This is a genomic window from Microbacterium sp. EYE_78, from assembly GCF_023149035.1.
Taxonomy (GTDB): domain Bacteria; phylum Actinomycetota; class Actinomycetes; order Actinomycetales; family Microbacteriaceae; genus Microbacterium.
The window spans coordinates 426,459-451,906 of sequence record NZ_JAHXMY010000002.1 but is presented as its reverse complement, the minus strand read 5'-3'; the positions used below and the strand labels follow the sequence as shown (position 1 = coordinate 451,906).

Annotated in this window: 30 protein-coding genes; 12 read left to right on the top strand and 18 right to left on the bottom strand. The window is 70.3% G+C overall.

Features of this window, described 5'->3' with window-relative positions; genetic code table 11:
* Window positions 1-8: 8 nt before the first annotated feature.
* The 3 genes from KZX17_RS09245 to KZX17_RS09235 all read right to left on the bottom strand — a co-directional run bounded on the left by KZX17_RS09245 (window position 9) and on the right by KZX17_RS09235 (window position 2,906).
* Entirely contained in the window at window positions 9-1,754 is a 1,746-nt protein-coding gene (locus tag KZX17_RS09245) for a DUF2075 domain-containing protein (RefSeq protein ID WP_248172366.1), read from the bottom strand.
* Complete coding sequence (locus KZX17_RS09240; protein WP_248172365.1) at window positions 1,741-2,061, bottom strand: nucleotide pyrophosphohydrolase; 321 nt, start codon at window positions 2,059-2,061, stop codon at window positions 1,741-1,743. The genes KZX17_RS09245 and KZX17_RS09240 overlap by 14 nt, the downstream gene beginning before the upstream one ends.
* Window positions 2,062-2,210: 149 nt before the next feature.
* Window positions 2,211-2,906, bottom strand: a complete 696-nt coding sequence (locus KZX17_RS09235) for an HNH endonuclease (protein WP_248172363.1) — start codon at window positions 2,904-2,906, stop codon at window positions 2,211-2,213.
* Between the two features lie 374 nt (window positions 2,907-3,280).
* Between KZX17_RS09235 and KZX17_RS09230 the strand changes: the two genes are divergently transcribed.
* Window positions 3,281-4,252 (top strand): CPBP family intramembrane glutamic endopeptidase, encoded by a 972-nt coding sequence (locus KZX17_RS09230; RefSeq protein WP_248172361.1) that lies wholly within the window; start codon window positions 3,281-3,283, stop codon window positions 4,250-4,252.
* A gap of 5 nt (window positions 4,253-4,257) precedes the next feature.
* On the opposite strand, the gene KZX17_RS09225 is transcribed toward KZX17_RS09230, so the two are convergent.
* From KZX17_RS09225 to KZX17_RS09215, 3 genes are all read right to left on the bottom strand, one after another.
* Window positions 4,258-4,494, bottom strand: a complete 237-nt coding sequence (locus KZX17_RS09225; RefSeq protein ID WP_248172359.1) for a hypothetical protein — start codon at window positions 4,492-4,494, stop codon at window positions 4,258-4,260.
* A 74-nt stretch (window positions 4,495-4,568) separates the two neighbouring features.
* A complete protein-coding gene (locus tag KZX17_RS09220) occupies window positions 4,569-5,276 on the bottom strand; it encodes a hypothetical protein (RefSeq protein WP_248177359.1) in 708 nt (235 codons plus the stop codon).
* Window positions 5,277-5,306: 30 nt separating this feature from the next.
* Window positions 5,307-5,516: a hypothetical protein gene (locus KZX17_RS09215; protein WP_248172355.1), complete on the bottom strand. Its 210-nt coding sequence runs from the start codon at window positions 5,514-5,516 to the stop codon at window positions 5,307-5,309.
* A 167-nt stretch (window positions 5,517-5,683) separates the two neighbouring features.
* Between KZX17_RS09215 and KZX17_RS09210 the strand changes: the two genes are divergently transcribed.
* The 5 genes from KZX17_RS09210 to KZX17_RS09190 are packed head-to-tail and all read left to right on the top strand — an operon-like array spanning window position 5,684 to window position 8,969.
* Window positions 5,684-6,082: a hypothetical protein gene (locus tag KZX17_RS09210; RefSeq protein ID WP_248172353.1), complete on the top strand. Its 399-nt coding sequence runs from the start codon at window positions 5,684-5,686 to the stop codon at window positions 6,080-6,082.
* Window positions 6,079-6,366: a transcriptional regulator gene (locus KZX17_RS09205; RefSeq protein ID WP_248172351.1), complete on the top strand. Its 288-nt coding sequence runs from the start codon at window positions 6,079-6,081 to the stop codon at window positions 6,364-6,366. Before KZX17_RS09210 ends, KZX17_RS09205 begins: the two co-directional genes overlap by 4 nt.
* A 31-nt stretch (window positions 6,367-6,397) precedes the next feature.
* A complete protein-coding gene (locus KZX17_RS09200) occupies window positions 6,398-6,955 on the top strand; it encodes a TetR/AcrR family transcriptional regulator (protein ID WP_248172349.1) in 558 nt (185 codons plus the stop codon).
* Window positions 6,952-8,082, top strand: coding sequence for a GDSL-type esterase/lipase family protein (locus KZX17_RS09195; protein ID WP_248172347.1), 1,131 nt, complete (start codon window positions 6,952-6,954; stop codon window positions 8,080-8,082). The genes KZX17_RS09200 and KZX17_RS09195 overlap by 4 nt, the downstream gene beginning before the upstream one ends.
* 41 nt (window positions 8,083-8,123) lie before the next feature.
* A complete protein-coding gene (locus tag KZX17_RS09190; RefSeq protein ID WP_248172345.1) occupies window positions 8,124-8,969 on the top strand; it encodes a hypothetical protein in 846 nt (281 codons plus the stop codon).
* 127 nt (window positions 8,970-9,096) lie between these two features.
* On the opposite strand, the gene KZX17_RS09185 is transcribed toward KZX17_RS09190, so the two are convergent.
* From KZX17_RS09185 to KZX17_RS09160, 6 genes are all read right to left on the bottom strand, one after another.
* Window positions 9,097-9,486, bottom strand: a complete 390-nt coding sequence (locus KZX17_RS09185) for a VOC family protein (protein ID WP_248172343.1) — start codon at window positions 9,484-9,486, stop codon at window positions 9,097-9,099.
* Complete coding sequence (locus tag KZX17_RS09180) at window positions 9,483-9,761, bottom strand: helix-turn-helix transcriptional regulator (protein WP_248172342.1); 279 nt, start codon at window positions 9,759-9,761, stop codon at window positions 9,483-9,485. Before KZX17_RS09180 ends, KZX17_RS09185 begins: the two co-directional genes overlap by 4 nt.
* A gap of 40 nt (window positions 9,762-9,801) precedes the next feature.
* Window positions 9,802-10,695, bottom strand: a complete 894-nt coding sequence (locus KZX17_RS09175; RefSeq protein ID WP_248172340.1) for a hypothetical protein — start codon at window positions 10,693-10,695, stop codon at window positions 9,802-9,804.
* A 25-nt stretch (window positions 10,696-10,720) separates the two neighbouring features.
* Window positions 10,721-11,257: a hypothetical protein gene (locus KZX17_RS09170; RefSeq protein WP_248172338.1), complete on the bottom strand. Its 537-nt coding sequence runs from the start codon at window positions 11,255-11,257 to the stop codon at window positions 10,721-10,723.
* Window positions 11,258-11,327: 70 nt separating this feature from the next.
* Window positions 11,328-11,723: a cupin domain-containing protein gene (locus KZX17_RS09165; protein ID WP_248172336.1), complete on the bottom strand. Its 396-nt coding sequence runs from the start codon at window positions 11,721-11,723 to the stop codon at window positions 11,328-11,330.
* 15 nt (window positions 11,724-11,738) lie between these two features.
* Window positions 11,739-12,611 (bottom strand): helix-turn-helix domain-containing protein, encoded by an 873-nt coding sequence (locus tag KZX17_RS09160; RefSeq protein ID WP_248172334.1) that lies wholly within the window; start codon window positions 12,609-12,611, stop codon window positions 11,739-11,741.
* 149 nt (window positions 12,612-12,760) lie between these two features.
* Here KZX17_RS09160 and KZX17_RS09155 point away from each other — a divergent pair, with 149 nt between their 5' ends.
* Both KZX17_RS09155 and KZX17_RS09150 read left to right on the top strand, forming a co-directional pair.
* Window positions 12,761-13,786 (top strand): zinc-dependent alcohol dehydrogenase family protein, encoded by a 1,026-nt coding sequence (locus KZX17_RS09155; protein ID WP_248172332.1) that lies wholly within the window; start codon window positions 12,761-12,763, stop codon window positions 13,784-13,786.
* 6 nt (window positions 13,787-13,792) lie between these two features.
* Window positions 13,793-14,995 (top strand): MFS transporter, encoded by a 1,203-nt coding sequence (locus KZX17_RS09150; protein WP_248172330.1) that lies wholly within the window; start codon window positions 13,793-13,795, stop codon window positions 14,993-14,995.
* 3 nt (window positions 14,996-14,998) lie between these two features.
* On the opposite strand, the gene KZX17_RS09145 is transcribed toward KZX17_RS09150, so the two are convergent.
* Window positions 14,999-15,451 carry a hypothetical protein gene (locus KZX17_RS09145; RefSeq protein WP_248172328.1) on the bottom strand — a complete coding sequence of 151 codons (453 nt, stop codon included), beginning with the start codon at window positions 15,449-15,451 and terminating at the stop codon, window positions 14,999-15,001.
* Window positions 15,452-15,643: 192 nt separating this feature from the next.
* Between KZX17_RS09145 and KZX17_RS09140 the strand changes: the two genes are divergently transcribed.
* Complete coding sequence (locus tag KZX17_RS09140; RefSeq protein WP_248172326.1) at window positions 15,644-15,925, top strand: iron-sulfur cluster assembly accessory protein; 282 nt, start codon at window positions 15,644-15,646, stop codon at window positions 15,923-15,925.
* A gap of 64 nt (window positions 15,926-15,989) precedes the next feature.
* Here the strand turns inward: KZX17_RS09140 and KZX17_RS09135 are convergent, their stop codons facing one another.
* Together KZX17_RS09135 and KZX17_RS09130 are read right to left on the bottom strand one after the other, a co-directional pair.
* On the bottom strand, window positions 15,990-16,340 hold the full coding sequence (locus KZX17_RS09135) for a hypothetical protein (protein WP_248172324.1): 351 nt from the start codon (window positions 16,338-16,340) through the stop codon (window positions 15,990-15,992).
* 40 nt (window positions 16,341-16,380) lie between these two features.
* Window positions 16,381-16,665, bottom strand: coding sequence for a hypothetical protein (locus tag KZX17_RS09130; protein WP_248172322.1), 285 nt, complete (start codon window positions 16,663-16,665; stop codon window positions 16,381-16,383).
* Between the two features lie 102 nt (window positions 16,666-16,767).
* Between KZX17_RS09130 and KZX17_RS09125 the strand changes: the two genes are divergently transcribed.
* The 3 genes from KZX17_RS09125 to KZX17_RS09115 all read left to right on the top strand — a co-directional run bounded on the left by KZX17_RS09125 (window position 16,768) and on the right by KZX17_RS09115 (window position 19,515).
* Complete coding sequence (locus tag KZX17_RS09125; RefSeq protein ID WP_248172320.1) at window positions 16,768-17,364, top strand: hypothetical protein; 597 nt, start codon at window positions 16,768-16,770, stop codon at window positions 17,362-17,364.
* A gap of 102 nt (window positions 17,365-17,466) precedes the next feature.
* A complete protein-coding gene (locus KZX17_RS09120; protein ID WP_248172318.1) occupies window positions 17,467-18,882 on the top strand; it encodes a PepSY domain-containing protein in 1,416 nt (471 codons plus the stop codon).
* A gap of 228 nt (window positions 18,883-19,110) precedes the next feature.
* Window positions 19,111-19,515, top strand: coding sequence for a DUF1801 domain-containing protein (locus KZX17_RS09115; protein ID WP_248172316.1), 405 nt, complete (start codon window positions 19,111-19,113; stop codon window positions 19,513-19,515).
* Window positions 19,516-19,521: 6 nt separating this feature from the next.
* On the opposite strand, the gene KZX17_RS09110 is transcribed toward KZX17_RS09115, so the two are convergent.
* The 3 genes from KZX17_RS09110 to KZX17_RS09100 are packed head-to-tail and all read right to left on the bottom strand — an operon-like array spanning window position 19,522 to window position 25,330.
* Window positions 19,522-23,061, bottom strand: coding sequence for an error-prone DNA polymerase (locus KZX17_RS09110; protein WP_248172314.1), 3,540 nt, complete (start codon window positions 23,059-23,061; stop codon window positions 19,522-19,524).
* Window positions 23,061-24,644 (bottom strand): DNA polymerase Y family protein, encoded by a 1,584-nt coding sequence (locus tag KZX17_RS09105; protein ID WP_248172313.1) that lies wholly within the window; start codon window positions 24,642-24,644, stop codon window positions 23,061-23,063. Before KZX17_RS09105 ends, KZX17_RS09110 begins: the two co-directional genes overlap by 1 nt.
* Window positions 24,644-25,330 (bottom strand): hypothetical protein, encoded by a 687-nt coding sequence (locus KZX17_RS09100; protein ID WP_248174771.1) that lies wholly within the window; start codon window positions 25,328-25,330, stop codon window positions 24,644-24,646. Before KZX17_RS09100 ends, KZX17_RS09105 begins: the two co-directional genes overlap by 1 nt.
* Window positions 25,331-25,448: the final 118 nt, after the last annotated feature.

The following is a 25,448-nucleotide window of genomic DNA, read 5'->3' as shown; positions in this document are numbered from 1 at the left end:
CCGCCCGGTCACTCGCTGACAGGCATGTGCGCCCTCAGATACTCGCGCAGGGCCGGGTCGCAGACGTAGATGTACGTTCCGAGGATCCCGCGCGTGAGCAGGACCCCGTAGATGTTGCGGATGAACGTCAGCAGGTCGTCATCGGAGTAGACGACGCCGAGCTGCTTGTTGTTCTCCTTGCCTTTGGTGTCGTGATACGACGCGCGATCAACGACAAGCCGTCCGCTCACCGTGTCGAACCGAAGGTCGGGACCGATGATCACACCCGCATAGTTCAGGTCGTAACCCTGCACCGTGTGGATGGAGCCGACCTCGTTAACTGATGTCGGCTGGTTGATCCAGTCCTTGTCGGTGCTGTTCCACCGCAGTTGGACGTCGTCAATCTCGATGTCGAACGCAGATCGGTCCTTTCGGCTCCGCCACTTCCACGCGTATCCGGCGAGAAGTCGGGCGAGGCCGTGCTCCTCGTTCCTGGCATGGATCTGGCGACGCATCTCGCCGAGGTCGTCGAAGAAGCGCAGGTCGTAGTCTCCGAGACCACGCAACCCACCCGGCGACGGCTCGCCACGAAGCAGAGCACGGATGCCCGCTACGTAGTCCGATCCCGCGGCGACCCGCATCTGGGTCATCAAGTGAAAAGCCCGGTTGTCCGCTCTCGCGCGCTCGAGGATCCCGCGAAGTGTGGCAAGCGGTAGATCAGCAGGCCGCACCGTCTGCTCAGCATCAAGCAAGAAGATCTGATGGCGGCTCTTCGCGCGTACCCAGTCGAGCTGAGTCTTCGACAGATCGTCCGCGCCGAACAGGTCCTGGTTGATGATCGAGAACCGCTTGTTGTTCACCCCAGACGACTGGTTCGCACGCTGGTTGAGCCGGTGCGTTTCGTCGACGAGCAGGATGTCCCACTCCTCAGCCGACGCCCCTACATCGAACGGCGTGAGCACCTGCGCCTGGCTTAGCTTCGGCGTCTTCCGGAAGACCCGCTTGATCGACTCACGAAGCGACTGCTGCGGCACAACGATCCCGATGCGAAGGTCACGGAGCAATTCTCGGTTCTCGGGAACGAAGTGCTCGGCGAATACCGAATCGGGCTCGAAGTCGACCGCAGAGTCGTAGTCGCGAATGTCTGCCAGAAGCTTCATGAGATAGATCGCGACGATCGTCTTGCCCGTGCCGGGGTGTCCTTCGATCACACTCGTCGAGGTCCCTCCGACAGCGAGGTCCTGGAAAAGACCCTCGAGGATGTTCTCTACGGCGCTGGCCTGCTCAGGAGTGAGCACCTTGAACGGCGACAGCTTGAAGAGGTCGCTGTTCTCGATCTCGGGGATGGTCTGGCGGAATAAGCCCTCGGAGCGGAGCTGCTCGAAGATGTCGGCAAAGCTCTCGCGATAGATCTCGCGCTCGTAGTAGCGAGCGTCGACGATCCCCTCGTTGCCGTTCGCGACTTCGAACTGACCGTCGCCGGCCAGCCATCTGATCAGATGCGATTCGAGGTCGAGGCACGCGGACTTGTTGAACGTCTCATCGAAGACCACCCGTACCTGGCGGAAGTTCGCTTTCGAGGGACTCGCGAGGTGTTGCCGCATCCGGGATCCTGCATTGACGGTCTCACCCACATACACCGAGGAGGTACCGGCCTTACCCGCACCATCGAGCACATAAACGACCGGCCAGTTGCGTCGACGCTCGTCGGCTTGCGCCCACGCATCCGCAGCGCTTTTCGTGAACGGGAGGCGCTCGATCTCAAAGGGCGTCATATTTGGCGCTGGTCCCCTTCGCGCGGTCTACGGGATACTTCTGTGCTGTCGTTCGAAGCTTCTCGAGCACGATCTCGTCGAGATCGAGACCGAGCTTTTCGGCGAGGAGGATGCAGTACGTCACGACGTCAGCGAGTTCCTCTCGGACCCGATCGGCATCGGCGTCATCACTCCACTGGAAGCATTCGAGGAGCTCAGCCGCCTCGATCGACACGCTCTTCGCCAGGTTGGCCGGCGAGTGGAACTGTGCCCAGTCGCGCTCCTCAACGAACTCCTGCAGCGCACGTCTGACCTGCTCACTCGTCACAGGACCGACGCTATCAGCGCGTTCGGCGAGGGTCAGCGGTACCGGACGACGGCCTCGCGAATCGCATGCGCGAACTTGAAGATTCGTCGAACGTCCTGATCGTGTGCCGCGTCGGTCTTTGATTCGTTTGCAGGAAAAGGATCCCATCCTCAGCCGACGAAACGATTGCTCTTACCCAGATTGCAGGACTGGCAGAGAACCTGCAGGTTGGACATCTCGGTCAGCCCGCCGCGCGAAACAGGGATGATGTGGTCGATGTGAAGCGTCGCATCGTCGGCGGTGGCACCACAAGCGCGACATCGCCGTCCATCTCGCTGGAGCACGTCGATGCGCATCTTCGGCGTCAGGAGGGATCGCTCGCGATCGCGGAGGAATTGCGTTGTCGAGCGCCTATCCCGATCCTCTCGGGCAAGGCCCAGCTCCTGGCGCAGATCGTCGAACCCCCATGCGTGCGACTTCTCATACGAGTTGCGTCCCTGCGGGCTGGTGTAGCGCGCCACTCCGACGATCCGCGCCTGAGGAGTCGGCCGCTCGAGGAGTGTCTCCGTGAAGAGCCGTTCCTCAACCGCGTCGAAGCGCGTCTTCGCGACATCAGCCCGCTCGCTTCGACCGAGTCGTGGCAGCGCCTCGGCGCCCACTCGCGCTTCGTAGTCCAGGTGATGGCGGAGGACCTGACGTCGAACATCCATCTGCTCAACGATGGCCTGCTCACGTTCGAGCACTTCTTCACGAAACCGACGGCCGAGATCGAAGGCGTCGAACTTCGGCTTCGAATCGAGCCGCACCTCGAACGAGAACGAGATCGGCGGCAGGGGCGCAACAGCTTCTTCGAAACGGTGATTCAAGCGCCCGAGCATCTCAAGAGCTGCGCTGGACTCGGCGACCCGTCGGCGTGTCCGTCGTCGCAGAGCGGCACGAGCGCCCGCGATAACCCCGACCACGAGCAAGACCGCAGCGACCACAGCTAGCAGCCAGAGTGCGACTGCCCAGATATCGAAAGGCGCCGTCGACAAAACAACCATCAGATCCCCCGCTGTGAAGAGCTCATCCGATACGAGGATCAGCAGCTCACCTTATCCAGCCGCCACCTTCTTGCATCCGCGCATCGGCCATCGACGTTACGTTGGAGAGACGACGCGCCCGGAGGCACATCCAATCCGGGCCGCTCACCCACGACCACACCGGCGGACGCACCTCGCCACCAGGAGGCCACCCCACCATGAGCACGGACCTCACCCCCGCGGCATCCGCCCCCACCACTCCGGACATGCGCGGCACCACCACCGTCCCCTGGATCGCCGTCATCGCGTTCACGGTCCTCGCGTGCGGCCTCGCGTGGCTGGTCACGATCCCCCTTTGGATGGGTGACGGCCTCGCCACCCCGATCGCGCCGCTGATCCTGCCGGTGATGATGTTCACGCCGGCTGTCGCCGCACTCATCGTCACGCTGTTTCTGCGGCGCTCAGCCGGACGGCGTGCCTGGCGCATGCTCGCCCTCGTCCCGATCAAGCCGTTGGGGCGCTTCTTCGGCATGCTCGGCATTGCCGTGGGCATCTCGATCCTCGTGCCGGTGCTCGCCACGTTCATCGCCGCCGCGACGGGAGCGCTGCAGCTCGACCTCGTGAACTTCTCGGGCTTCGCCGCGGCTCTCCAGGCTCAGCTCGACGCCGCCGGTGCGCCGAACATCGCGCTCCCGGTCGGCGTCCTCGTCGTCATCCAGCTTGTCTCCATCCCCGTCGGCGCGGTGATTAACTCGTTTCTCGCGTTCGGTGAAGAGCTCGGCTGGCGCGGCTGGTTGTTCTCCGCCCTGCGCCCGCTCGGCATCTGGCCGACACTCCTCATCGCCGGAGTCATCTGGGGGCTCTGGCACTCGCCGATCATCCTGCTCGGCTACAACTTCGCCGAGCCCAACCTCTTCGGCGTCGCCCTCATGGTGGTCGGATGCCTCAGCTTCGGCATCCTGCTCGGCTGGCTGCGCCTGCGGTCCGACAACGTGTGGCCCGCCGTCCTCGGTCACGGCGCGTTCAACGCCGCCGCGGGGTTCGCGTTCCTCGTCTCGACGCCCGACCTGCAGCCGCTCGCCGCGTCCCCGCTGAGCTGGCCCGGCTGGCTCGCATGCGCCGCGGTCATCCTCCTGCTGCTGGCGCTCGGCCAGTTCAAAAAGTCGCGACTGCCGCAGACCGGCGCCTGACACGCTCAGGCGTCGGGCGACGTCCCCGACGGCGGCTCGTCGCTCTTGGGCTTGGTGCCCCAACCCGTTTCGCGGCGCAACTGTACGAAGCCGGTGACGATCAGTACCAGCGCCACAAGGATGAAGAGCACCCGCACCCACGCATGCAGGCCCGGGAACAACAGGTTCGGGAGCGCACCCGCGAAGGTCGCACCGATGAAGTACCAGACCGCGACCGGTGTCTCGTTCTTCGATTCCGTCACCGCGTGCTCCTTTTGTCCTCATCGACGGTAAGCCGCAGGCTCTGCGGCACGCCTCCCTCTTGCGGCGGAGATCGCTACTCCGCGAGCCTCTGCTCGGTGTGGGCGATGCGATCTCGGCGCCACGCCGACGACGACACGTGCAGATCACTGACGGATGCCTGGAACACCTCGTGAGCTCCGGCCGAGTCCACCCCGAGCCGCGCCTGAATCGCGGCTAGCGCCTCGTCTTCGGTCGCCGTGCCGTCGATGGCGGCGGTGATGTCGGGGAGGCGCGATGTGGCATCCAGAATCACCCTCTGGCGACGAAGGTCCTGTTCCATCGCCCGCCGTTGGCGATCACTGTTCCGTGAATCCTCCGCCATCCTGGCCGCCTCGATTGTCTGCGCCGACACCTCGATCCGCACCGGCTCGCTCCGCACCCTCAGCGGCACGAGGAGCGCGTGGAGATCGTACGCGCCGGGCGTCAGCCCTGCCCACGATGACTCTGCGATCTGCACCGGCACGCGTGCGTACTCGCCCGGGTCGAGAGGTACCGCGCGCGGCCCACCCATCGTGGCCCAGCCGATGTAGACCTCGTCTTTGCCCAGCGGGGCCACTGCGCCGACGACGGAGAAGGAGTCCCCATCCGGCTCCCACCGCACCTCACCGGTGTTCACGATGTCGATGGCGAAACCATCCGGAGCCGAGTCCGGCCGGACCACCGCCGGCCACCGCAATGTGAGCCCGCGACGCCGCTCTGCGAAGCTCGCGCGCAGCGGTTCCGGCTTGTCGAGGAACCACACCTCGTCGCCCGGGCCTATCGAGGCGAGATGTCACAGCCACCGTTCGGCGTCGAGCGGGGCACCGATCTCGACGGCCTGGCCGCGTTCCTTGAGCACGCGCCAGCCGTTCGGCTGCGCCACGGAGAACGGCTCGCCGCCGTGGCGGGCCACCAGATCAGCGAACGGTTCCCCCTCCTCGGCGAGCGCCGCAGGATCGATCGCCTGACCGTGCAGGCGCGGGAGCTCGTCGTCCGGGTGCATCCGGCCATGCTCGCACGGACGGCGCTCACTGCCGAGCGCTCACCGCGGTCGTCGCCCGCACGCCTTCGGCGGGTTCGCGAGCGGTGCATCACGTGATCGGCGGAGGCTGCTTGCAGATCGGCAAGTAGTGACCTAGCGTGGCCGGACGAACGAAGACAGGAGGACGAATGGATGGCACCCGTCGGGCAACCCTCGCAGATCTGCCCTCAGCCCCGGCCTGGCAGTGGACCGCCTCGGAGATCACCCTCATCGTCGGCATCCCGCTGATCGCGTACATCGGCGGCGTCGCCGCGGCAGTCGGCTCGATTCCCGGTTTCGCACTCGTCTGCTTCGCAGCCGTGGGAATGGTGACGTTCCAAGCGTTGCGGGTGATCCGCCGCAACCAGCCACGCGTCCCTGCGTACACCGCCCCTATCGCCGTCTTCGTCGCTGTCGTCACGATCGTGACGGGCTGGAATCTCTTTCAGTTCGCCCCGCACACAGCGCTCACGACCTGGCTGTGGCCGGCCGTACCGGTCGTCCTCTTCGTCGTCGTTGTTGCGCTGATCCGGTGGGGTCGCCGATGACCGAAGCCGCGACGGAGCGGGAGCTGCTCGTCCTGCCGCGGTTCAAAGTCCTCGGATTCCTGTGCCAGGTCGACGAATCCGACTATCGGTCGCTCGAAGAGTTCACCGGCCTGAGCATCCCCGACATCTCCAAGGCGGTCGGATTCCTCGACGACCGCGAACTCGTCCAGGTCCGCAAGGAACGGAACGGCCGGTACGCGCACACCATCGTGCGGGCGACACCACTCGGCGTGCAGACCTTCCGGAACCTGTTGAACGGTCTCCGCAAGTACGGGATGGGCTGATCAAAACCTAAAGGGTGTAGGTTAACCCTTCGTGCCCCGCGCGAACCTCTCCCCCGACGCCCTCACCCGGTCAGCACTCGACCTCATCGACGCCGACGGACCCGACGCGCTCTCGATGTCGGCGCTCGCCCGCCGCGTCGGCGTGCAGACCGCCAGCCTCTACGCCCACGTCCGCGACCTCGCCGCGCTCCGCAGCGCAGTCCAGGCCGCCGTCTTCCACGAACTCGCCGACACGATCGGCGATGGGCCTACCCTCCGCGACCTCGCGAACGCGCAACGCTCCTACGCCTTCACACGCCCGGCGCGCTGGGCGATGATCTCTCAGCCGGTCGAGCGCAACGAGATCACCGAGCCCGCGGCATCCCGCATCTCGGCGCTCGTCGTCGGCTCGCTCGACGACTACGCGCTGCCCTCGAGCGAGACCGTCCACGCGGTCCGCTTCGCGAGCGCCACGATAGCCGGCTACCTCGCCCTCGAATCCGCGTCGTCGTTCGCCCACCGCGACGAAGCCACCGACACCTCCTGGAACCGCGCCCTCGACGCGCTCGACCGCGCCCTCCGCACCTGGACTCCGAAGGACCCCGCATGATCGACATCACCCTCGACACCACGACCATCCGCGGACTCGCCGAACTCGAACCCTCCGAGCGCGGCCTGCGCCTGCACCGCCTGCCCGCCTGGGTCCGCACCCAGTACCCCGAGCCGCAGCTGCTCGGCGTCGAGGCGCAGCCCGCCGGCGCGCGCATCGCGGTGCGGACCGCGGCATCCCGTCTCGAACTCGACCTCCACGCGACGCGCGCCACCCTGCGCGGACTCACCCGCCCGCGCGGACGCGTCGACGTCCGCATCGACGGCGACCTGCACGACAGCGTCGAGCTCGACGGCGGCGACACCCTCGACACCGACCCGGCCACCGGCATCCGTCAGCTCATCGAAGGGCCGGTGCAGCGCATCACCGTCGACGGGCTCGACCCGCGTGACAAGCTCGTCGAGCTCTGGCTGCCGCACAACGAGACGATCGAGCTCATCGCGCTGCGCGCCGACGCTCTCGCCTCCCCCGACACGACCGAGCGCCCGCGCTGGGTGCACCACGGCAGCTCGATCAGCCAGGGCTCCAACGCGACGCAGCCGAGCTCGACGTGGGTCTCGCTGGCCGCCCGCCGCGCCGCACTTGACCTCCGCAACCTCGGCGTCGGCGGCAGCGCGCAGGCCGACCCGTTCATGGCGCGCGTCATCCGCGACACCCCCGCCGACGTCATCAGCGTCGCGCTCGGCATCAACGTCGTCAACGCCGACGCGATGCGGCTGCGCGCGTTCGTCCCCGCGGTCCACGGCTTCCTCGACACGATCCGCGACGGCCACCCCGACACGCCCCTGCACCTCATCACGCCCATCTGGTGCGGCATCCACGAGCAGACCCCCGGCCCCGGCACCATCGACCCCGAGTCCTTCGCCACCGGCACGCTGCTCTTCGGCGCGGCCGGCACCCCCGGCGACACCGCCGGCGGACGCCTCACCCTCGAGGTTATCCGCGACGCCCTCGCCGACGTCTTCGCACACCGCGACGACCCGAACCTGCACCTCGTCGACGGCCTCGCCCTCTACGGCGAAGCGGATGCCGCGACCCACCCGCTGCCCGATCGACTCCACCCGAGCCCCGAGGCGCACCGCCTCATCGGCGAGCGCTTCGCGAGCGCGGTGTTCGGGATCGTCTGAGAACTGGCGTCGCGACGGCCGACCTGGATAGCGTGCGGAGTATGCGCGCCGCTCCGACCACCGTCCGGCGCTCCGCGCCTGCTCGAGCCGCTGTCGCGCTGACCGTCGCCATCGCGGGCCTGACGCTGCTCGCCGGCTGCACGGTCGACACGTCGGAGCCGGCGGCGGTCGAGTCGTCGGCCGCTCCCACGCCGCGCGAGACGTCGAGCTCGTCTGATGCCACCGGCGAGCAGCGCGCGGAAGAGCAGAAGGTCCGAGAGACCTGCGCGTCATCGCCCGAGCGCGCCGACACCGGGCACCGCGACGGAGCCGACGGCGCGGTCTACGAACGCGACGACGAGGGGCTCGCAACGATCTACGTCCTCGCCGAGCGGGACAACCTGCAGAGCATCGCCGACCGGTTCTGCCTCGACCTCGTCGAGCTGCAGGAGACGTATGCGCCCGACACCGTGCTTTACGTGGGCGAGCACCTCGCGCTGCTGAAGGAGTCCTACGCCGACGCCCGCCGCGCGTCGGGCTACCTCTTCCCCGCCTGCCCCACTGACGCGAACGGCAACCCGACCGTCGCGTCGGCGAGCTGGCAGCCCATCGAGTACAACTCGCCGGTCTCGCGCGCCACCATCTCCGGCAAGCCGATCGACACCGGTGAGGCGTACGGCGCGAAGGGCAGTGCGACGACGGATGCCGATGGCGCACTCGTCGACTACACCGTCGCCGCGAACGACAACTGGCGCAGCATCCGCGACCGGTTCTGCTTCGACCGCTACTTCATGTCGACGCTGACGGGAGACTGGCTCGGCGGCGACTCCGTCATCCACCCCGGCGACGTCATCCCGCTGCAGCCGACGCACCTCGAGCTCGACGATCGGGACGCGCCCGCCGAGTGAGGTCGCCCGCGCACCGAATCACCGCTCGAATGCCGAATCACCGCTCGAATGCTGGCACCTCGCTGGTGACTCGGCAATCGGGTGGTGATTCGGCAGAGGATGCCCGGACCCCCCACGCTCCCGAGCCTCAGCTAGCGAACGCCGCGATCTGCAGCAGGTTGCCGACCGTGTCGCTCAGCACGGCGGTCGTCACCGGGCCGTGGTCCATCGGCGGCTGCGTGAACTCGACCCCCAGGCCCTGCAGGCGCTCGTACTCGGCCCGCACGTCGTCGACACCGAGGACGAAGAACGGGATGCCGTCCTCGAGCAGCGCGTCGGTGAACGGCGACACCGCGGGGTGACCCTTCGGCTCGAGCGACAGCTGCGTGCCCTCCGGCGACGTCGGGTCGACCACCGTCAGCCAGCGGTGCTCCCCCATCGGCACGTCGGCCGCGACGGCGAAGCCGAGCTTCTCGGTGTAGAACTCGAGCGCGCGCTGCTGGTCGTCGACGAACACGCTCACGGTCTGGATCTTCATGACTCTCCTCGGGGCACGGGCCAGCGGTCGGCGATCTGCGCGAGCGGCCGGGTGTCGATCGTGTGGAACTTGAACTTGCCGCGACGCTCGCTGTGTACGAGGCCCGCCTCTTCGAGAACGGCCAGGTGCTGCGACACCGCCTGCCGGCTGTGCGTCACGCCGCGATTGGCGAGGCGCACGCACAGCTCGAACAGCGTCTGCTCGTCGCGCTCGGCGAGGTCGTCGAGGATCATCCGACGGGTCTCGTCGGCGAGCGCCTTGAAGACATCACCCATGCGGCGAGCATCGGCAAGCTGACACTTGCCTATCAAGATCTCAGCCGACCGGATAGTCGACGTACGCGAACCGCGACCCGTCCGGCGTCCAGCTGTTCACGTTGATCGTCCCCTGCCCGCCGAACAGCGTCGCGACCGTCTCCGGATGCCGCCAGCCGCCGTCGCGCACGAGCCGCAGCTCGACCTCGACGTCGGCCGGGTGCCCGACCGTGCCGGGCGGGTAGCTGAGGTAGACCGTTGCGCGGCCGTTCGGCGCGGGGTGCGGAAACCAGTTGACCCGCTCGTCGAACGTGAGCTGCTCGATGCCCGACCGATCCCGGCGCAGGCGCGCGATCTGCGCGTGGCCGGGCGTCTCGGAGAACTGCTCGGTGTTCAAGTAGATCCACCCGCCGTCGGGCGACCACTCGCTGCCGTCGACGATCTGCCCGGTCGTGAACGGGGTGTCGTCGGTTCCGTCGATGCGCGCGACGCGCAGGTCTGCCGAGCGCACCCGACCGTCCTCGAGGGCGAGCGCGGTGTAGGCGATCCACGCGGCATCCGGACTCACCCCGTGCAGGAAGTGCAAGAACGGGTCCGCCGGATCCGTGATCCGGGTCGCCTCGCCTCCGCCCCGCGGCGCCCGGTAGATCTGCCCGTCGTTCGCCGAGAGCAGGAGGTCGTCCGACCCGGGCACGAGTACGTGATCGTTGTTGATGGGTGGGATGCCGGTGAACGGCACCTCGACGATGTCGGCACCACCGGCATCCGGGTCGAGCAGCCACAGCAGCCCGCCGCCGTTCAGCAGCAGCCCCTCGTCGCACCAGTTCGGCGCCTCGAGCAGCACCTCGTCGGTCTCGAACACGATCCGGTCGGAGCCGGTCACGACATCGAACACGTGGACGCGGCACCGCTGCCCGTCGAGGGCGAAGTCACGGGCCGGGAAGATGTCGGGCATGTCCTCACCGTAGCGAGGCGGCGCGTCAGTGGTCGTGGTCCTCGTCGAAGCCCTCGTTGTGTGTGCGCTGGTGCTCGATGTACTCGTCGGTCACATCCGCCGCGGGCGTGCCCTGCGTCAGCGACCACTCCGGAGCAGCGAGGGTGCCGCCGAGGATGCACTCCTGGTAGTACTGGCCGAACTCGTTCTCGGCGAGGATCGTGACGTACCAGCGCGGCGAGACCGTCCGCTCGTACACCGTCGGGTCGCCGATTTGGGTGTCCCCGGCGCTCTGGCCGCCCCGGTGCTCCTCGGCGCACAGCGCTCCGGCCTGCGCGTCGGTCATGCCGCCGGCATCCGGCGTCGGCGACTCGACCGGTCGCGTCGCCGGCGGTCCGGTGGGCGCGGGGGTGGCACTCGGGGTCGGGGTGGGAGTGGGGGTCGCTGTGTCTTCGGGTGTCGACGACGGCGTCGGCGACTCGCTCACCGAGGCACTCGGCGACGGGCCCGGCTCCGGCGCGCAGCCCGAAGCGAGCAGCAACACCGCGACCATCGCGCCGATCCAGCCGGCGCGCACCGTCATCCGCCCCACGGCAGCCTCCCCCTCGATGAGAAGAGAAGTCTCTCACCTGCCGGGCCAGCCGCCCGGCAGGTCAGCGCGCGGAGTACTCCGCGTCGGTCACGTGCTCGCCCCACACTGCCGACGGCTGCCCGGGCAGCTCGTCCCAGACCGCGACGTGCGCCATGAAGCTGTCGGGCGATGCTCCGTGCCAGTGCTCCTCGTCGGGCGGGCACACCACCGTATGACCCGCCGGCACCTCCGCGATCTCACCGCCGCGAGCCTGCACGTACGCAACACCCTCGATGACGTGCAGCGTCTGCCCGCCGGGGTGCGAGTGCCATGCAGTCCGCGCGCCGGGCGCGAACCGGACGATGCCCGCGTTCGCCTGCTGCCCGTCGCTCTGCGGCGTCGCGACCGGGTCGAGCCAGACGTCACCCGTGAACCACTCCGGCGGGTTCTTGACCGTCGGTCGGCGTTCGATCTGCATGGTTCCTCCTCACGATCAGACGGACTCGGCGGGCGCCTGCTGCGCCGCCCACGACGCGAGCAGCCGCAGCCGCTCGGCCGACGGCGAACCCGGCTCGGCCGTGTAGATGAGCATCGTCAGGCCGGGTTCGGCAGTGAGGGTCAGCTCCTCGTACACGAGGGTGAGCTCGCCCACCACCGGATGCCGGAAGCGCTTCGTGCCCGCACCGTGAATGCGCACGTCGTGCGCACCCCACAGCTGCCGAAAGACGTCGCTGCGCGTCGACAGCTCGCCCACGAGGTCCTGCATCTCGCGGTTGTGGGGGTCGCGCCCCGCCTCGGCGCGCATCGTGCCGACGCACATCGACGCGAACAGCTCCCAGTCGGGGTAGAACTCGTGCGACGCGGGGTCGAGGAACTGGAACCGCGCCATGTTCGGCGTCCGCCCGCCGTCGCCGATCATCGGCGAATAGAAGGCGCGCGCAAGCGTGTTCGTCGCCAGCAGGTCCATCTGCGCGTTCCGCACGAACGCGATGCCGTCGGTCATCGACTCGAGCGCCCACTGCAGCGACGGCCGCGACGCCGCCTGCTTCGACACGCGCGCACGGGCACGACCCGACAGTGGGATGCCGTCGGCCGCCCGCGCGAGGTCGGCCAGGTGCGTGCGCTCGGCGTCGTTCAGCTGCAGCGCCGTCCCGATCGCGTCCAGCACCGCGGCCGACGCGCCTCGGATGTCGCCGCGCTCGAGCTTCGCGTAGTACTCCACGCTCACGCCGGCGAGCATCGCCACCTCGCTGCGGCGGAGCCCCGGGACCTTGCGGATGCCGCCGGCCGGGAGGCCCGCGGCATCCGGCGTCACCTTCGCCCGGCGCGACGTGAGGAACTCGCGCACCTCGGCCTTGTTGTCCATGACCACCGAGCGTAGGCGTGCCCCGGCCGCGATGGGATGCCCTGCTGGTACACCTCACGGCAGGGACTCCCTGCGCGAGCGCAACCCGAGTTGCATGGATGCCGCGCACCGCCCCACACCCCCGACGGCGAGCGCACGAAGGAGCAGACATGCGTGCAGTGATGATGTACGGACCCGGCGACGTCCGGGTCGAAGAGCGCGAGAAGTCGCGCATCGAAGAGCCCACCGACGCGGTCATCCGCGTGACCGCCGCCTGCATCTGCGGCTCCGACCTCTGGCCCTACCGCGGCGCGGAGCCGCTCGGCACCACCCCGCAGCCCATGGGCCACGAGTACATCGGCATCGTCGAGGAGGTCGGATCGGAGGTCACCACCCTGCAGCCCGGCGACTACGTCGTGGGGTCGTTCGTGGCATCCGACAACACCTGCGAGATCTGCCGCGCCGGCTACCAGTCACGCTGCGTGCACAACGTGATGATGGGCGCGATCGGCACGCAGGCCGAGTACGCCCGCATCCCGCTGGCCGACGGCACGCTCGTCAAGACCCCCGGCGAGCCGACGCCCGACCTCATCCCGTCGCTGCTGGCGGCGTCCGACGTGCTCGGCACCGGCTGGTTCGCTGCCGTCGCCGCCGAGGCCGGTCCCGGCAAGACGGTCGCAGTCGTCGGCGACGGCGCGGTGGGCCTGCTCGGCATCCTCGCCGCGAAGCAGCTCGGCGCCGAGCGGATCATCGCCATGTCGCGCCACGCCGACCGCCAGGCGCTCGCGAAGAGGTTCGGCGCGACCGACATCGTCGAAGAGCGCGGCGAGGCCGGCGTCGCGAAGATCAAGGAGCTGACGGACGGCCTCGGCGCGCACAGCGTCATCGAGGCCGTCGGCACGCAGGAGGCGATGGACCAGGCTCGGCAGGCCACCCGCATGGGCGGCCACGTCGGCTTCGTCGGCGTCTCGCACGACGTCGAGATCGACGGGCTCGAGCTGTTCTTCTCGAGCATCCACCTGCACGGCGGCCCCGCCCCCGTGCGCCAGTACCTCGAGCACCTCATCGAGCTCATCTGGAACCGCGAGATCGACCCGGGCGCCGTCTTCGACCTGACGCTCCCGTTCGACGAGGCGGCCGAGGGCTACCGGGCGATGGACGAGCGCCGCGCCACCAAGGTGCTGCTCGAGTTCTGACGGCACATGACCACACTCACCACGCCGACGACGAGCCCGGGATCGCGCACACGCCTGCCTGTCGCGATCCTCGCCCTCACCGCGGGCACGTTCCTCATGGGCACGAGCGAGTTCGTGCTCGCTGGACTGCTCACGGGCATCGCCACCGACTTCGACACCTCCGTCGCCTACGCTGGTCTGACGATCACGGTCTTCGCGGTCGGGATGATCGTCGGCGCGCCGTCGATGGCGCTGCTCACACTGCGGATGCCGCGGCGCGTCACGCTGACGCTCGCCCTCGCCGTGTTCGGCGCGGGGCACCTCGCCGCCGCGCTGACCGAGTCCTTCGCGATGCTCCTCGCCGCCCGATTCGTCACCGCCGTCGCGACCGGAGCGTTCTGGGCGGTCGCCTCGGTCGTCGCGGCGGCGATCGCGGGACCGGCAGGGCGTGCACGGGCGCTGGGGGTCGTCCTCGCCGGCGGCATGCTGTCGAACGTGCTGGGTGTGCCGCTCGGTGCGTTCGCCGGGCAGCTCGTCGGCTGGCGCGGAGCGTTCTGGGGCCTCACTGTCGCCGCCGTCGTCATGGCCGTCGTCACGTTCTCGGTGGTCGACGAGCCTGCGCGTCCGTCGGCACCGTCGGTGCGGGCCGAGCTGCGAGCGCTGCGCTCACTCCGGCTCTGGCTCGCGCTCGCGACGTGCGCGCTCGTCACCGGCAGTGTGCTCGCGGTGTACAGCTATGTCGACCCGCTCCTCACGCACGCCGCCGGGCTCCCGGCGGACATCGTGCCTGTCGCGCTCCTCGTCTTCGGTGCAGGATCGCTCATCGGCACCCTGGTCTGCGGCCGCCTCGGCGACGCGCGACCGTATCGGACGGCGCTCATGACCGCTGCGGCGACCTCGGTGGCCATGGTGGGGCTCCTGACGACCGCCGGCACGCCCTTCGGGGCGATCGTCTTCCTCGCCGCGCTCGGCCTCGTGGGCCTGTCGTCCAACCCGATCCTGGTCGCCCTCGCGGCACGATTCGGCGGGGCCGCACCGGTGCTCGCGACGGCGCTCCCGACGGCGATCTTCAACCTGGGAACCGCGATCGGGACGGGGGTCGCGGCATCCGCACTCGCGCAGGTCGGACCGCTCGGTCCCGTCGTGGTCGGCACGGTGGTGTCCGTCTTCACCCTCGTCCCCCTCGGTGTGCTGGCCTGGGTCGATCGGCGCGCGCCGCTGGAGCGATGACGCTCAGAGGTCGTCGGGCGTCTGCCCCTCCTCCGTCGCGCTGAACCAGCCGAGCCAGCCGGTGTCGGTCGCGACCACTTCGTAGGGACCGCAGGCGAGCACCGTCGTCGGCAGCGGCTCGCCGAGGCTGCCGAAGCGGCTGTCGAACGGCAGCGCGCGACGCTCCGCCTGCTCGCAGCCTCGCGGCTCGCCGCCACCGTCGACCGCGATGACGGCGTTCGTCTCGTTCGTCGACGCGACGTTGCGGATCGTCCCGGCGTCGTCGGGGATCCACGCCGGCATCGTCACCCCGACCCAGCCGTCCTCGGCGGCGGCGCGGTCGGCGAACTCCTCGGCGTGCACCTTCGACAGCGCGTCCATCGGATTGCAGGCCGCGAGCGTGAGCACGAGCGCGGGAGCGAGGACTCCCGCGGCCGCAAGGAGTCGCAGCGGACGGGAGGCGGTGTGATGCGTCATGATCCGAGTCAAGCCGCCGCGCCCGCTGCCCGAATCGGCCCGCATGATGATCCGACGTACGCCGCGGGGATGATCCCGAAACCTCCGTAACACGTGTGAGTGCCCGGTCAACGTGTGTCTCAGGTTGCGACCCCCGCGGATTCTCGGCATCGTGGCCGACTCACGCAACGCAATCCACGGAAGGGGAGCGCCATGCTCACACTCACCGAGAACGCCAGCAGTGCCGTCAAGAACCTCGCATCGCAGATCCCCACCGAGACCGGTGGCCTCCGCATCGCCGAGGCATCCAACCCCGAGAACGGCTACGCCCTCTCGCTCGCCCCCGCTCCCGCGGACGGCGACACCGTCGTCGAAAGCGACGGCGCCCGAGTCTTCGTCGACGAGCCGACCCGCGTCGCGCTCGACGACCGCATCCTCGACGCTCGCGTCGAGGAGGACGGATCCGTCGGATTCGCCCTCGCGCAGGCGGTCTGACGCCGCACACATCGAGAGCCCCGGGCCGTGAGGTCCGGGGCTCTCGTGCGTTCAGCGTGCGTCCTCAGGCGCCGATCCACCGCAGCACGGTGCGAGCGCGGACCGCGGGCAGCGTCCACTCGCCCACGCCGCCGTCCCACTCGATCCGGAAGACCTCGGCGCGCTGATCAATCTCGTCGAGATACGACATACGCAACGGCAGCGCGCCGACGACGACACCCCTCAGCCGCACGTCGCCCAGCGTGATGCGGCGCACCGAGACGGTCGCCTCGCCGCCGACCTCCTCGCCGAGCGTCAGCCCTTCGCCCTGACCGTCGACGAGTCGGCTGCGGCAGAACACCCGCCGCGGACCGCCCGCCGACGAGAGCACCGCACCGAACACCTCTGCGACTGCGCTGACGATCTCCCCCACCATGCCGCCATCATGTCAGCACGGCACGGGAGCGGGGTGCGACTCAGCGCAGCGCTTCGACCCGGTCCATCGCCTTCGCGGGACGGATGAGCGCGCGCACCGACTCGGCGATGCATCCGACGCTGACGAGCGCCGTGACGACGGCGCCGAGCAGCAGCAGCACGCCGAGCACGACCACCGGCATCGGAATCGTGATGAACAGCACCCCGAGGATCGCGAAGCCCGCGGCGACCACCAGGAACACCAGGCTCATGATGATGCCGACGAACGCGCCAGACCCCATCTGCTTGCGCTGGACCGCGGCATTGCGCTGCGCGTAGTTCGTCATGGTGTCCTCCGAGCGTCGATCTTGGCCTCACGCTACGTGCGCCGGCCGGTTTCGGCCCAGGGGTTGCGCTCCGCCGCGGAACGCTCCTGCCACAATGGATCTGTGCGTCCGTCCCGTCTCTCCCGCGTCGTGCGCGGTGGGATCGCGGCATCCGTCGCCACCTTCGCCGCGTTGCTGTCGCACGTCGCCGCGGGCGGGGACGTGCCCGGCTGGCTCGGCATCGCCGTGCCGCTCGTCCTCTCGGTCTTCGTCTGCACCGCCCTCACCGGGCGCCGCCTCTCGCTCGTGCGGCTCGCGCTTGCGGTGACGCTCAGCCAGCTGCTGTTCCACACGCTCTTCGTCGTCGGCGCGGTGACGCCCTCCGGCCTCACCCACGTGCACCACATGCACCTGCCGATGGATGCCGGGGCCACCACGGTGGCCATCGGCGCCGACCCGCTCATGTGGGCGATGCACGGCCTCGCCGCGCTCGTCACCGTCATCGCGGTGCACCGCGGCGAGCACGCCGCGCGGCGCCTGCTCGCGATCGCCGCGGACGTCGCCCGCTGGGCGCGCCGCCGCATCCTCGCCGCCGTCCTCGCGCTCGGCGCACTCGACCGACCGGTGCTGCCGTCGGTCTCGGCCGCCGCTCCCGTGCTGCGCTCGGTCGTCCTCCGGGTCGCCGCCGGCCGCGCTCCCCCGCGCGCGCTCACGATCTGACGCGCGCCGACGCTTCGCTCCCGATGAGGGATGCCTCGGCGCGCCGCGCGCCGTCACCCTCGGCGCGCGCATCCGCCGCATCCCCTCCTCTTGAAAGCGATCATGACCGCCACTCTGTCCTCCCCTCCCGCTCCCCCTCGACCCGCACGACGACCCGGCTGGTTCGGGGCGTTCCTCGTGCGTCTGCACTTCTACGCCGGCATCCTCGTCGGGCCGTTCATCCTCGTCGCCGCGCTCAGCGGCGCCCTCTACGCCATCGCGCCGACGATCGAGCAGGCCGTCTACGCGCGGCAGCTGCACGCGCCGGCGACCGACACGCAGCTCACGCTCGGCGAGCAGGTCGAGATCGCCGAGGCGCACGTCGCCGGCGACGCGACCCTCTCAGCGGTGCGCCCCGCCCCCGCGCCGGGCGACACCACGCGCGTGATGTTCGCGCAGGACGGCCTCGGCGCGAGCGAGTCGCGCGCCGTGTTCATCGACCCCGGCACCGGCGAGGTCCGCGGCGACGAGACCGTCTACGGCACGAGCGGATCGCTGCCGCTGCGCACCGCCATCAGCACGCTGCACCGCAACCTCGGGCTCGGCGAGCCCGGCCGCCTCTACAGCGAGCTCGCCGCGTCGTGGCTCGGGGTCGTCGTCGTCGCGGGCGTGGCGCTCTGGATCATCCGCATCCGCACGGCGCGCACGAAGAAGGACTTCGTCCGCCCGTCGCGGAGGTACACGGGCTACCGCCGCGTCTTCAGCTGGCACACCTCCGTCGGCATCTGGGTCGCGCTCGGCGCGGTGTTCCTGTCGGCGACCGGCATCACGTGGTCGACCTACGGCGGGCAGCACGTGTCGAACCTGCGTGCGGCGCTCGACTGGACGACGCCCGCCGTCTCGACGAGCCTCAGCGGCGACACGGGCGGCGGCGACGCGCACGCCGGGCACGGCGCGGCATCCGCTGCCCTCGAGGTCGAGCCGGGCACGTTCGACGACGTCCTCGCGGTGGCGCAGAGCGTGAACATCGACACGGGGCTCATCCAGATCACGCCGCCGTCCGAGCCGGGGGTCGCGTGGGTCGTGCAGGAGATCGACCGGGGGTCGCCCACGCACGCCGACGCGGTGGCCGCCGACGGCGACTCGCTCGAGCCCGTCGACCGGGTGGACTTCGCGGACTTCTCGCTGCCGGCGAAGCTCGCGACGTGGGGCGTCTCGATCCACATGGGCACGATGTTCGGCCTCGCGAACCAGGTCGTCATGTTCCTGCTCGCCGTCGGCATCGCCGGCATGGTCGTGCTCGGCTACGCGATGTGGGTGCGGCGCCGCCCGACGAAGACCGCTCGGGTCGGGATGCCGCCGCGCCGGGGCGTCCTCGACGGCGCGCCGTGGTGGGGCGTCGCCGCCGTCGTCGCGGGCGGAGTGCTGCTCGGTCTCGCGCTGCCCCTCGTCGGATGGACGCTCGCCGCGTTCGTCGTGGTCGATGTGGTCGTCGACGCGGTGCAGCGCCGGCGCGCGGGGGCGGCTGCGGCGGGCTGAGGCGGGCGGGGGCTGCGTGCTGAGGCGGGCGGGCGGGCGCGTCGGCTCTGGGCTCAGGCGGCGTGCTGAGGCGGGCGGGCGGGCGCGTCGGCTCTCCTCGCCGAATCACCATCGTGCTGCCGAATCACCATTCGATTCCACGGAACTCGGTGGTGATTCGGCACGCGAATGGTGATTCGGCGCGACGGGCGATGACGCGGCGCGGCGGGCTGCCCTACGATCGCCCGCATGAGCGACGTTCCCGCCGACATCCGCGCGTATCACGACCGCCTCGATGCCGAGGCGCGACCGATCTGCGACATCCTGCTGAGCCTCATCGACGAGGGCCTGCCCGACGCCGACCGCAAGGTGTGGCACGCGCACCCGGTGTGGTTCTTCGACGGCAACCCCGTCGTCGGGTACGACCGCCTCACGGCGTCGGTGCGGCTGATGTTCTGGAGCGGCCGCGCCTTCGACGAGCCAGGCCTGTCTCCCGAGGGCAGCTTCGAGGCGGCCGAGGTCCGCTACACGGCGCCCGAGCAGATCGACGACGACGCGGTGCGGCGCTGGCTGGGCGAGGCGCGGGAGAAGCAGTGGAACTACCGTGACATCCGCACGAATCGCGGTCTCGTCCCGCTGCGCGGCGTCGGCTGACCGCGTTCATCGGAAGTCCCGCGACCGGTGCTGCACCCCGACCCGCAGGTCGTCGAACCCGTCGGCGACGAGGTTCGTCACACCCTCCGGGGACCGCTCCAGCATGCCGCGAGCGATCAGGGCGGGACTGTCGCGCAGGATGCGGCGGTACCTGTTCCACACCCCGACCGAGCAGATGACGTTCATGACGCCGTGCTCGTCCTCGAGGTTGAGGAACGTGATCCCGGATGCCGTCGCCGGCCGCTGCCGATGCGTCACCAGACCTGCGACCTCGATGCGCCGCCCGACCTCGTGCTCGCGCATCCCGCGTGAGGTGATCACCCCGCGCGCATCGAGCTGCGACCGGTAGTGCGTCAGCGGATGATCGTCGGCGGACACCCCCGTCGCCCACAGGTCCGCGGCGAGCACGTCGTAGCTCGACTGGTCGGGGAACAGCGGCGGCTGCACCGACACCAGCGACCCCGCGAGGAACTCCTGCCGGTCCTGCGCGGCATCCCCCGCCAGCCAGATACCCTCGCGCCGCGTGATCCCGAGGCACTCGAACGCGCCCGCCGTCGCGAGCGCCTCCAGCTGCGCCGCCGTCGCGCCCGTCCTTCGCACGAGGTCGCGCAGGTCCCGATACGGACCGGATGCCTCCCGCTCCGCCACGATCTTCGTCGCCAACGGCACCCCGATGCCCGTGATCGAGGCAAGCCCCAGCCGCACCGCGAAGTGTCCGTCGCGCCGGTGCGCCGCGGACTCGTCCGGCAGCGACCGATCGAACTCCGGCACAGGCGGCTGGATGCGGTCGGCGCACGAGTCCCGGCCCGTCGGCGCGCGGCGGTGCGCTGCCTCGGAGGCATCGCCCGAACCGGGACCCCCGGCATCCGCCCCCGTCGAGAACCGAGGAGATGACGCTTCCCGAGGAGCGAAACCTCGGAAACCCTCCTCGGGAACCCCCATCTCCTCGCGAACCGACGCCCGAACCGACACCGGCTCGAGCCCCGCGTCCACTCCCGAGGCGTGCAGGTCCGGCCGGCGTACCTCGACCCCGTGCCGCCGCGCGTCGGCGGTGAGGGTCGCGGGCGAGTAGAACCCCATCGGCTGCGCGCGCAGCAGCGCCGCGAGGAACGCCGCCGGATAGTGCAGCTTCAGCCACGACGACGCGTACACGAGCAGCCCGAACGACAGCGAGTGGCTCTCGGCGAAGCCGAAGTTCGCGAACGCCTGGATCTTCACGTAGATGTCGTCGGCGGCTTTGCCGGTCAGGTTATTGCGCGCCATCCCCTCGTACAGCTTCTTCTTCAGCGAGTCGATCCGCTCGATGCCGCGCTTGGACCCCATTGCGCGGCGCAGCAGGTCGGCATCCTCTCCCGACAGGTCCCCGACGGCCATGCCCATCTGCATGAGCTGCTCCTGGAACACCGGGATGCCGAGCGTCCGCTCCAGCACCGGCTCGAGCTTCGGGTGCGCGTAGGTGATGGGCTCCTCGCGGAGCTTGCGCCGCACGAACGGGTGCACCGCCCCACCCTGGATCGGCCCCGGACGGATGAGGGCGATCTCGACCACGAGGTCGTAGAACTTCCGCGGCTGCAGGCGGGGCAACAGGCCCATCTGCGCGCGGGACTCGACCTGGAACACCCCGATCGAATCGGCCCGGCACAGCATGTCGTAGACCGCGGCCTCCTCCTTCGGCATCGTGTCGAGCGACCACTGCTCCCCCGTCGCCGCCGCGATCATGTCGAAGCAGTACTGCAAGGCGGCGAGCATCCCGAGTCCCAGCAGGTCGAACTTCACGAGCCCCATCCACGCGGCGTCGTCCTTGTCCCACTGGATGACGGTGCGGTCCTCCATGCGCGCGTGCTCGATCGGCACGACCTCGCCGACCGGACGGTCCGTCAGCACCATGCCGCCGGAGTGGATGCCGAGGTGCCGGGGCGCCTTCAGCAGCTCACCCGCGTACTCGACCACCCGCTCCGGGATGTCGTGGTCGGGCGGGGTGTCGAGCACGGCACCCCAGCGCTCGACCTGCTTCGACCAGGCATCCTGCTGCCCCGGCGAGTGCCCGAGCGCCTTCGCCATGTCGCGGACGGCGTTCTTCGGCCGGTACTGGATGACGTTCGCGACCTGCGCCGCCCGCTCGCGCCCGTACGTCTCGTAGACCCACTGGATGATCTCCTCGCGCCGGTCCGAGTCGAAGTCGACGTCGATGTCGGGCTCCTCGTCGCGCAGCGCCGACAGGAACCGCTCGAACGGCAGATCGTAGAAGATCGAGTCGATCGCGGTAATGTCGAGCAGGTAGCAGACGGCACTGTTCGCGGCGGATCCGCGTCCCTGACACAGGATGCCGCGGCGCCGCGCCTCCTGCACAATGCCGTGCACGATGAGGAAGTACCCCGGGAAGTCCTTCTGCTCGATGACCCCGAGCTCCTTCTCGATGCGCGCACGGTTCGCGTCGGTGGCATCCGGGTACTTGCGGGGCACTGCCTCCCACACGAGGTGCCGCAGCCACGTCATCGGCGTGTGCCCCTCGGGCACCTGCATCTTCGGCAGCGCGGGCTTCGCGCGCCGCAGCGGGAACGCGAGCGCATCGGCGAGCTCGACCGTGCGCTCGACCGCGCCCGGGTACCGCCGGAACCGCCGCGCCATCTCGGCGCCCGACCGCAGGTGGGCGCTCGCGTGCGACGGCAGCCACCCGTCGAGCTCGTCGAGCCCGCGGTTCGCCCGCACCGCCGCGACCGCCGCCGCGAGGTGCACCTTCTCGGGCACGGCGTAGTGCACGTTGTTCGATGCGACGACCGGCAGGCCTCGCTCGGCGGCGAGCGCGGCGAGCACGTCGTTGTCACGCGAGTCGGTCGGCGCCCCCTGGTCGATGAGCTCGACGTCGACCCGCTCGGGCCCGAACAGGTCGATGAGCCGGTCGAGCTCGTACGCCGCGGCGGCCGGGCCGTCGGCGGCGAGCGCCTGCCGGACGGCGCCCTTGCGGCATCCGGTCAGCACCTGCCAGTGCCCGCCCGCTCGATCGGCGAGGTCGTGCAGGTCGTAGACCGGGCGCCCCTTCTCGCCGCCCGACAGCTGCGCGTGCGTGATCGCGGCGGCGAGCCGGTGATACCCCTCCTCACCGCGGGCGAGGACGAGCAGATGACTGCCGTGCGGGTCGGGCTCGCCGTTCTGCGGACCGGGCAGCCCCAGCGACAGCTCCGCGCCGAAGACGGTCTGCAGCTGCAGGTGCTCGGCCGCCTCGGCGAACCGGACGATGCCGTAGAACCCGTCGTGGTCGGTGATCGCGAGCGCGTGCAGGCCGAGCCGCTCCGCCTCTTCGACGAGGTCCTCGGGCGAGGACGCCCCGTCGAGGAACGAGAACGACGAGTGCGCGTGCAGCTCGGCGTACGGCACGGCGTCGAGCGGCCGTTCGATCTCGGGCGCGCGGTACTTGCCGCGCTTGTGCGACCACGCCGGACTGTCGCCGCCGTCGGTGCCCGCAGGTGCCCCGTCGGGGCGGCGCCGATCGCTGAGGATCCGCTCCATCTCCGACCACGAGACCGACGGGTTGTTGCCCCACCCCATCAGTCGTACCTGCCCTCGGCATGCCAGACGCCCTCTTCGCACACGAGCAGCCACGCGGTCTCGGCCTCGTCGACGACCTGGAACCGGTGCGCGCGACGGGCGCGTGCGGCATCCCACCCCCGCTCCATGACGGGCCACGGTCCCGCCCACGACCCGATGCGACGCGGATGCCGGGGCCTCCGCGCCCCCGACGCGTCCGGCGCTCCGGGGAGGATCAGCGCGACCGGCTCGGCCGTCAGCTCGCCGCGGCCGTCGACGGCGACCATGTCGTCGTCGCGGTCGATGACGGCGACGGGCACCGGCTCGGGGAACACGGTCGCCGGCAGCGGGTCGGGCAGGCTCCCCGGCCACGGCCGCGCCCGCTCGGCGATCACGGCACGATCGCCCCACGGCACGAGCACCTGCCGCTCGGCGAGCCACCGGCCGCCGCCGACCTGCGGGGTGACGACGCCGGTGTGCCCGAGCATCGCCTGCACGCGCGAGAGCGCCGAGTGCACGCGCTCCTCCGGCCCCGAGCCGAACAGGCCTTTCACGTGATGGGATGCCGCGTCCACCCGCTCGGGCGCGATCCGCACCTTCGCGACCGCGCTCCGGAGCCCGCGCTCGGCGAGCTGCCAGCGCACCCGGTCGACGACGGCTGCAGCGTCGAACGCGCCCGGATGCAGCCACACCCGCTCGCTGTGGTCGCCGCGGTCGCCCGTCAGCGCGACGCGCAGCTCGGTGCAGACCAGGTCGACGGCGCCGAGCCCCGAGATGAACTGCTCCGCCGCGAGCCGGATGCCGAACGCCACCTGATCTGCGATCTCGAGCGGCGGCTCGAAGCTGACCTCGCGCTCGAGCTCGGGCGGCGGCGTGCGCGGCTGCACCGGCTGCGAATCGAGCCCCGACGCGAGGGCGTGCAGCCGCGCGCCGCGGGGGCCGAGGCGTTCGACGAGTCGCGCGGGCGGCAGCGCGGCGAGCTGACCGAGGGTGTGGATGCCGAGTCGTGCGAACAGGCTCGCGACCGCCTCGTCCTCGAGCGCCGTCACCGGCAGGGGCGAGAGGAACGCGGCCGCCGCGCCCGGCGGCACGATCCGCATCGGCGCGTCCGGGCCGGTGGTGCGGGCGGCCTGCTCCGCCGTGAACGGACCGTCGCCCACACCCGCACGCACGTCGTGCAGGCCGAGTTCGGCGAGCGCGCCGGTGAGCGCCGTCGCCGCGCCCGCCTCGCCGCCGTAGAACCGGGCCGGCCCCTTCACCCGCAGCGCGCACAGCCCCGGCTCGCGCAGCTGCACACCGGGGGCGATCTCCTCGAGTCGGGCGATGAGCGGCGCGAACGTGCGGTGGTCGCGCGCCTCGTCGGCGTCGACGACCTGCAGCTGCGGACACTGCGCCTGCGCGTCGCGGCGCCGCATCCCCCGGCGCACCCCGTCGGCGCGCGCGGCCGGCGAGGTCGCGGAGACCATCCCCTTCGCGAAGACGGCGATCGGCCCCTCGGCCTCGGCGAGCCCCTCGCGGGCGAGCGCGACGACCGGCCAGTCGGGCACCCACACGACGAGGCTCCGGACCGGCTCGGTGCCGGTGTCGACGAGTGCGGGATCCATCAGCTCACCGCCCGCATCGGCAGGTCGACCAGGGGGGCGACAGGTTGCTCGCGCACCGCGATCGCCCCGTCTGGGGCGGGCAGCAGCATCCGCGACGACCTCGGCACCGGAAAGCGCCGGCTCGTCACGGTGACGGTCAGCTCGCGCCCCTCGAGCACGCCGTACCCGTCGCCGAGGCCCGACCAGCGGGCATCGGTCACGTCGATCATCGCCTCGGTCTGCGGCCATGGCCCCTGCACGAGCAGCACCACGCCGCGCTCGCGCATGCGCGCCGCGAGCCGCGAGATCTCGGCATCCTTCGCTCTGCTCGGCGGCCGCACCGCGACGACCGGCAGCACGTCCGCGATCGTCGCGGTGACCGCGAGCCAGCGCGGCCCCGGTTCGGGGATCAGCACGAGGTGCGACAGGTCGACGCCCGCCTTCTCGGCCGCTTCGGCGCCGAACCCCGGCATCCCGACCACCCCGCACCAGCTGCCGGTCTGCGATGGCTGGGCGAGCAGACCGAACAGCAGCGACATCGAACCGCCGATCGCGTACGACGATCCGGGGCGCAGTCCCCCGCCCGGCAGCAGCTCAGCCAAGGCAGGATGAGTAGGGAGGGGCGGCGCATCGAGCTTGCGCCCTTGGATCTGGGCCATCTGCGCACGCAGCCGCTGCACCTCTTGGGCAGTGGCGGTGGTGCGCACGATGGATCTCACCTCGACATGGTAGAAGCTTTGTTCGAGTGACTCAAGCGGTCGAGTTCGAAGATACGCACGGCTTCCGACATCGAGCCTGCGCCGACGCCGAGACGCGGTCGCGCCT

Excerpts from the sequence above, each read along its gene's own strand:
- KZX17_RS09245 (WP_248172366.1), bottom strand. The coding sequence starts at position 1,754 with ATGACGCCCTTTGAGATCGAGCGCCTCCCGTTCACGAAAAGCGCTGCG.
- KZX17_RS09230 (WP_248172361.1), top strand. The coding sequence starts at position 3,281 with ATGAGCACGGACCTCACCCCCGCGGCATCCGCCCCCACCACTCCGGAC.
- KZX17_RS09215 (WP_248172355.1), bottom strand. The coding sequence starts at position 5,516 with ATGCACCCGGACGACGAGCTCCCGCGCCTGCACGGTCAGGCGATCGAT.
- KZX17_RS09210 (WP_248172353.1), top strand. The coding sequence starts at position 5,684 with ATGGATGGCACCCGTCGGGCAACCCTCGCAGATCTGCCCTCAGCCCCG.
- KZX17_RS09205 (WP_248172351.1), top strand. The coding sequence starts at position 6,079 with ATGACCGAAGCCGCGACGGAGCGGGAGCTGCTCGTCCTGCCGCGGTTC.
- KZX17_RS09195 (WP_248172347.1), top strand. The coding sequence starts at position 6,952 with ATGATCGACATCACCCTCGACACCACGACCATCCGCGGACTCGCCGAA.
- KZX17_RS09190 (WP_248172345.1), top strand. The coding sequence starts at position 8,124 with ATGCGCGCCGCTCCGACCACCGTCCGGCGCTCCGCGCCTGCTCGAGCC.
- KZX17_RS09185 (WP_248172343.1), bottom strand. The coding sequence starts at position 9,486 with ATGAAGATCCAGACCGTGAGCGTGTTCGTCGACGACCAGCAGCGCGCG.
- KZX17_RS09180 (WP_248172342.1), bottom strand. The coding sequence starts at position 9,761 with ATGGGTGATGTCTTCAAGGCGCTCGCCGACGAGACCCGTCGGATGATC.
- KZX17_RS09175 (WP_248172340.1), bottom strand. The coding sequence starts at position 10,695 with ATGCCCGACATCTTCCCGGCCCGTGACTTCGCCCTCGACGGGCAGCGG.
- KZX17_RS09170 (WP_248172338.1), bottom strand. The coding sequence starts at position 11,257 with ATGACGGTGCGCGCCGGCTGGATCGGCGCGATGGTCGCGGTGTTGCTG.
- KZX17_RS09165 (WP_248172336.1), bottom strand. The coding sequence starts at position 11,723 with ATGCAGATCGAACGCCGACCGACGGTCAAGAACCCGCCGGAGTGGTTC.
- KZX17_RS09160 (WP_248172334.1), bottom strand. The coding sequence starts at position 12,611 with ATGGACAACAAGGCCGAGGTGCGCGAGTTCCTCACGTCGCGCCGGGCG.
- KZX17_RS09155 (WP_248172332.1), top strand. The coding sequence starts at position 12,761 with ATGCGTGCAGTGATGATGTACGGACCCGGCGACGTCCGGGTCGAAGAG.
- KZX17_RS09150 (WP_248172330.1), top strand. The coding sequence starts at position 13,793 with ATGACCACACTCACCACGCCGACGACGAGCCCGGGATCGCGCACACGC.
- KZX17_RS09145 (WP_248172328.1), bottom strand. The coding sequence starts at position 15,451 with ATGACGCATCACACCGCCTCCCGTCCGCTGCGACTCCTTGCGGCCGCG.
- KZX17_RS09140 (WP_248172326.1), top strand. The coding sequence starts at position 15,644 with ATGCTCACACTCACCGAGAACGCCAGCAGTGCCGTCAAGAACCTCGCA.
- KZX17_RS09135 (WP_248172324.1), bottom strand. The coding sequence starts at position 16,340 with ATGGTGGGGGAGATCGTCAGCGCAGTCGCAGAGGTGTTCGGTGCGGTG.
- KZX17_RS09130 (WP_248172322.1), bottom strand. The coding sequence starts at position 16,665 with ATGACGAACTACGCGCAGCGCAATGCCGCGGTCCAGCGCAAGCAGATG.
- KZX17_RS09120 (WP_248172318.1), top strand. The coding sequence starts at position 17,467 with ATGACCGCCACTCTGTCCTCCCCTCCCGCTCCCCCTCGACCCGCACGA.
- KZX17_RS09115 (WP_248172316.1), top strand. The coding sequence starts at position 19,111 with ATGAGCGACGTTCCCGCCGACATCCGCGCGTATCACGACCGCCTCGAT.
- KZX17_RS09110 (WP_248172314.1), bottom strand. The coding sequence starts at position 23,061 with ATGGGGTGGGGCAACAACCCGTCGGTCTCGTGGTCGGAGATGGAGCGG.
- KZX17_RS09105 (WP_248172313.1), bottom strand. The coding sequence starts at position 24,644 with ATGGATCCCGCACTCGTCGACACCGGCACCGAGCCGGTCCGGAGCCTC.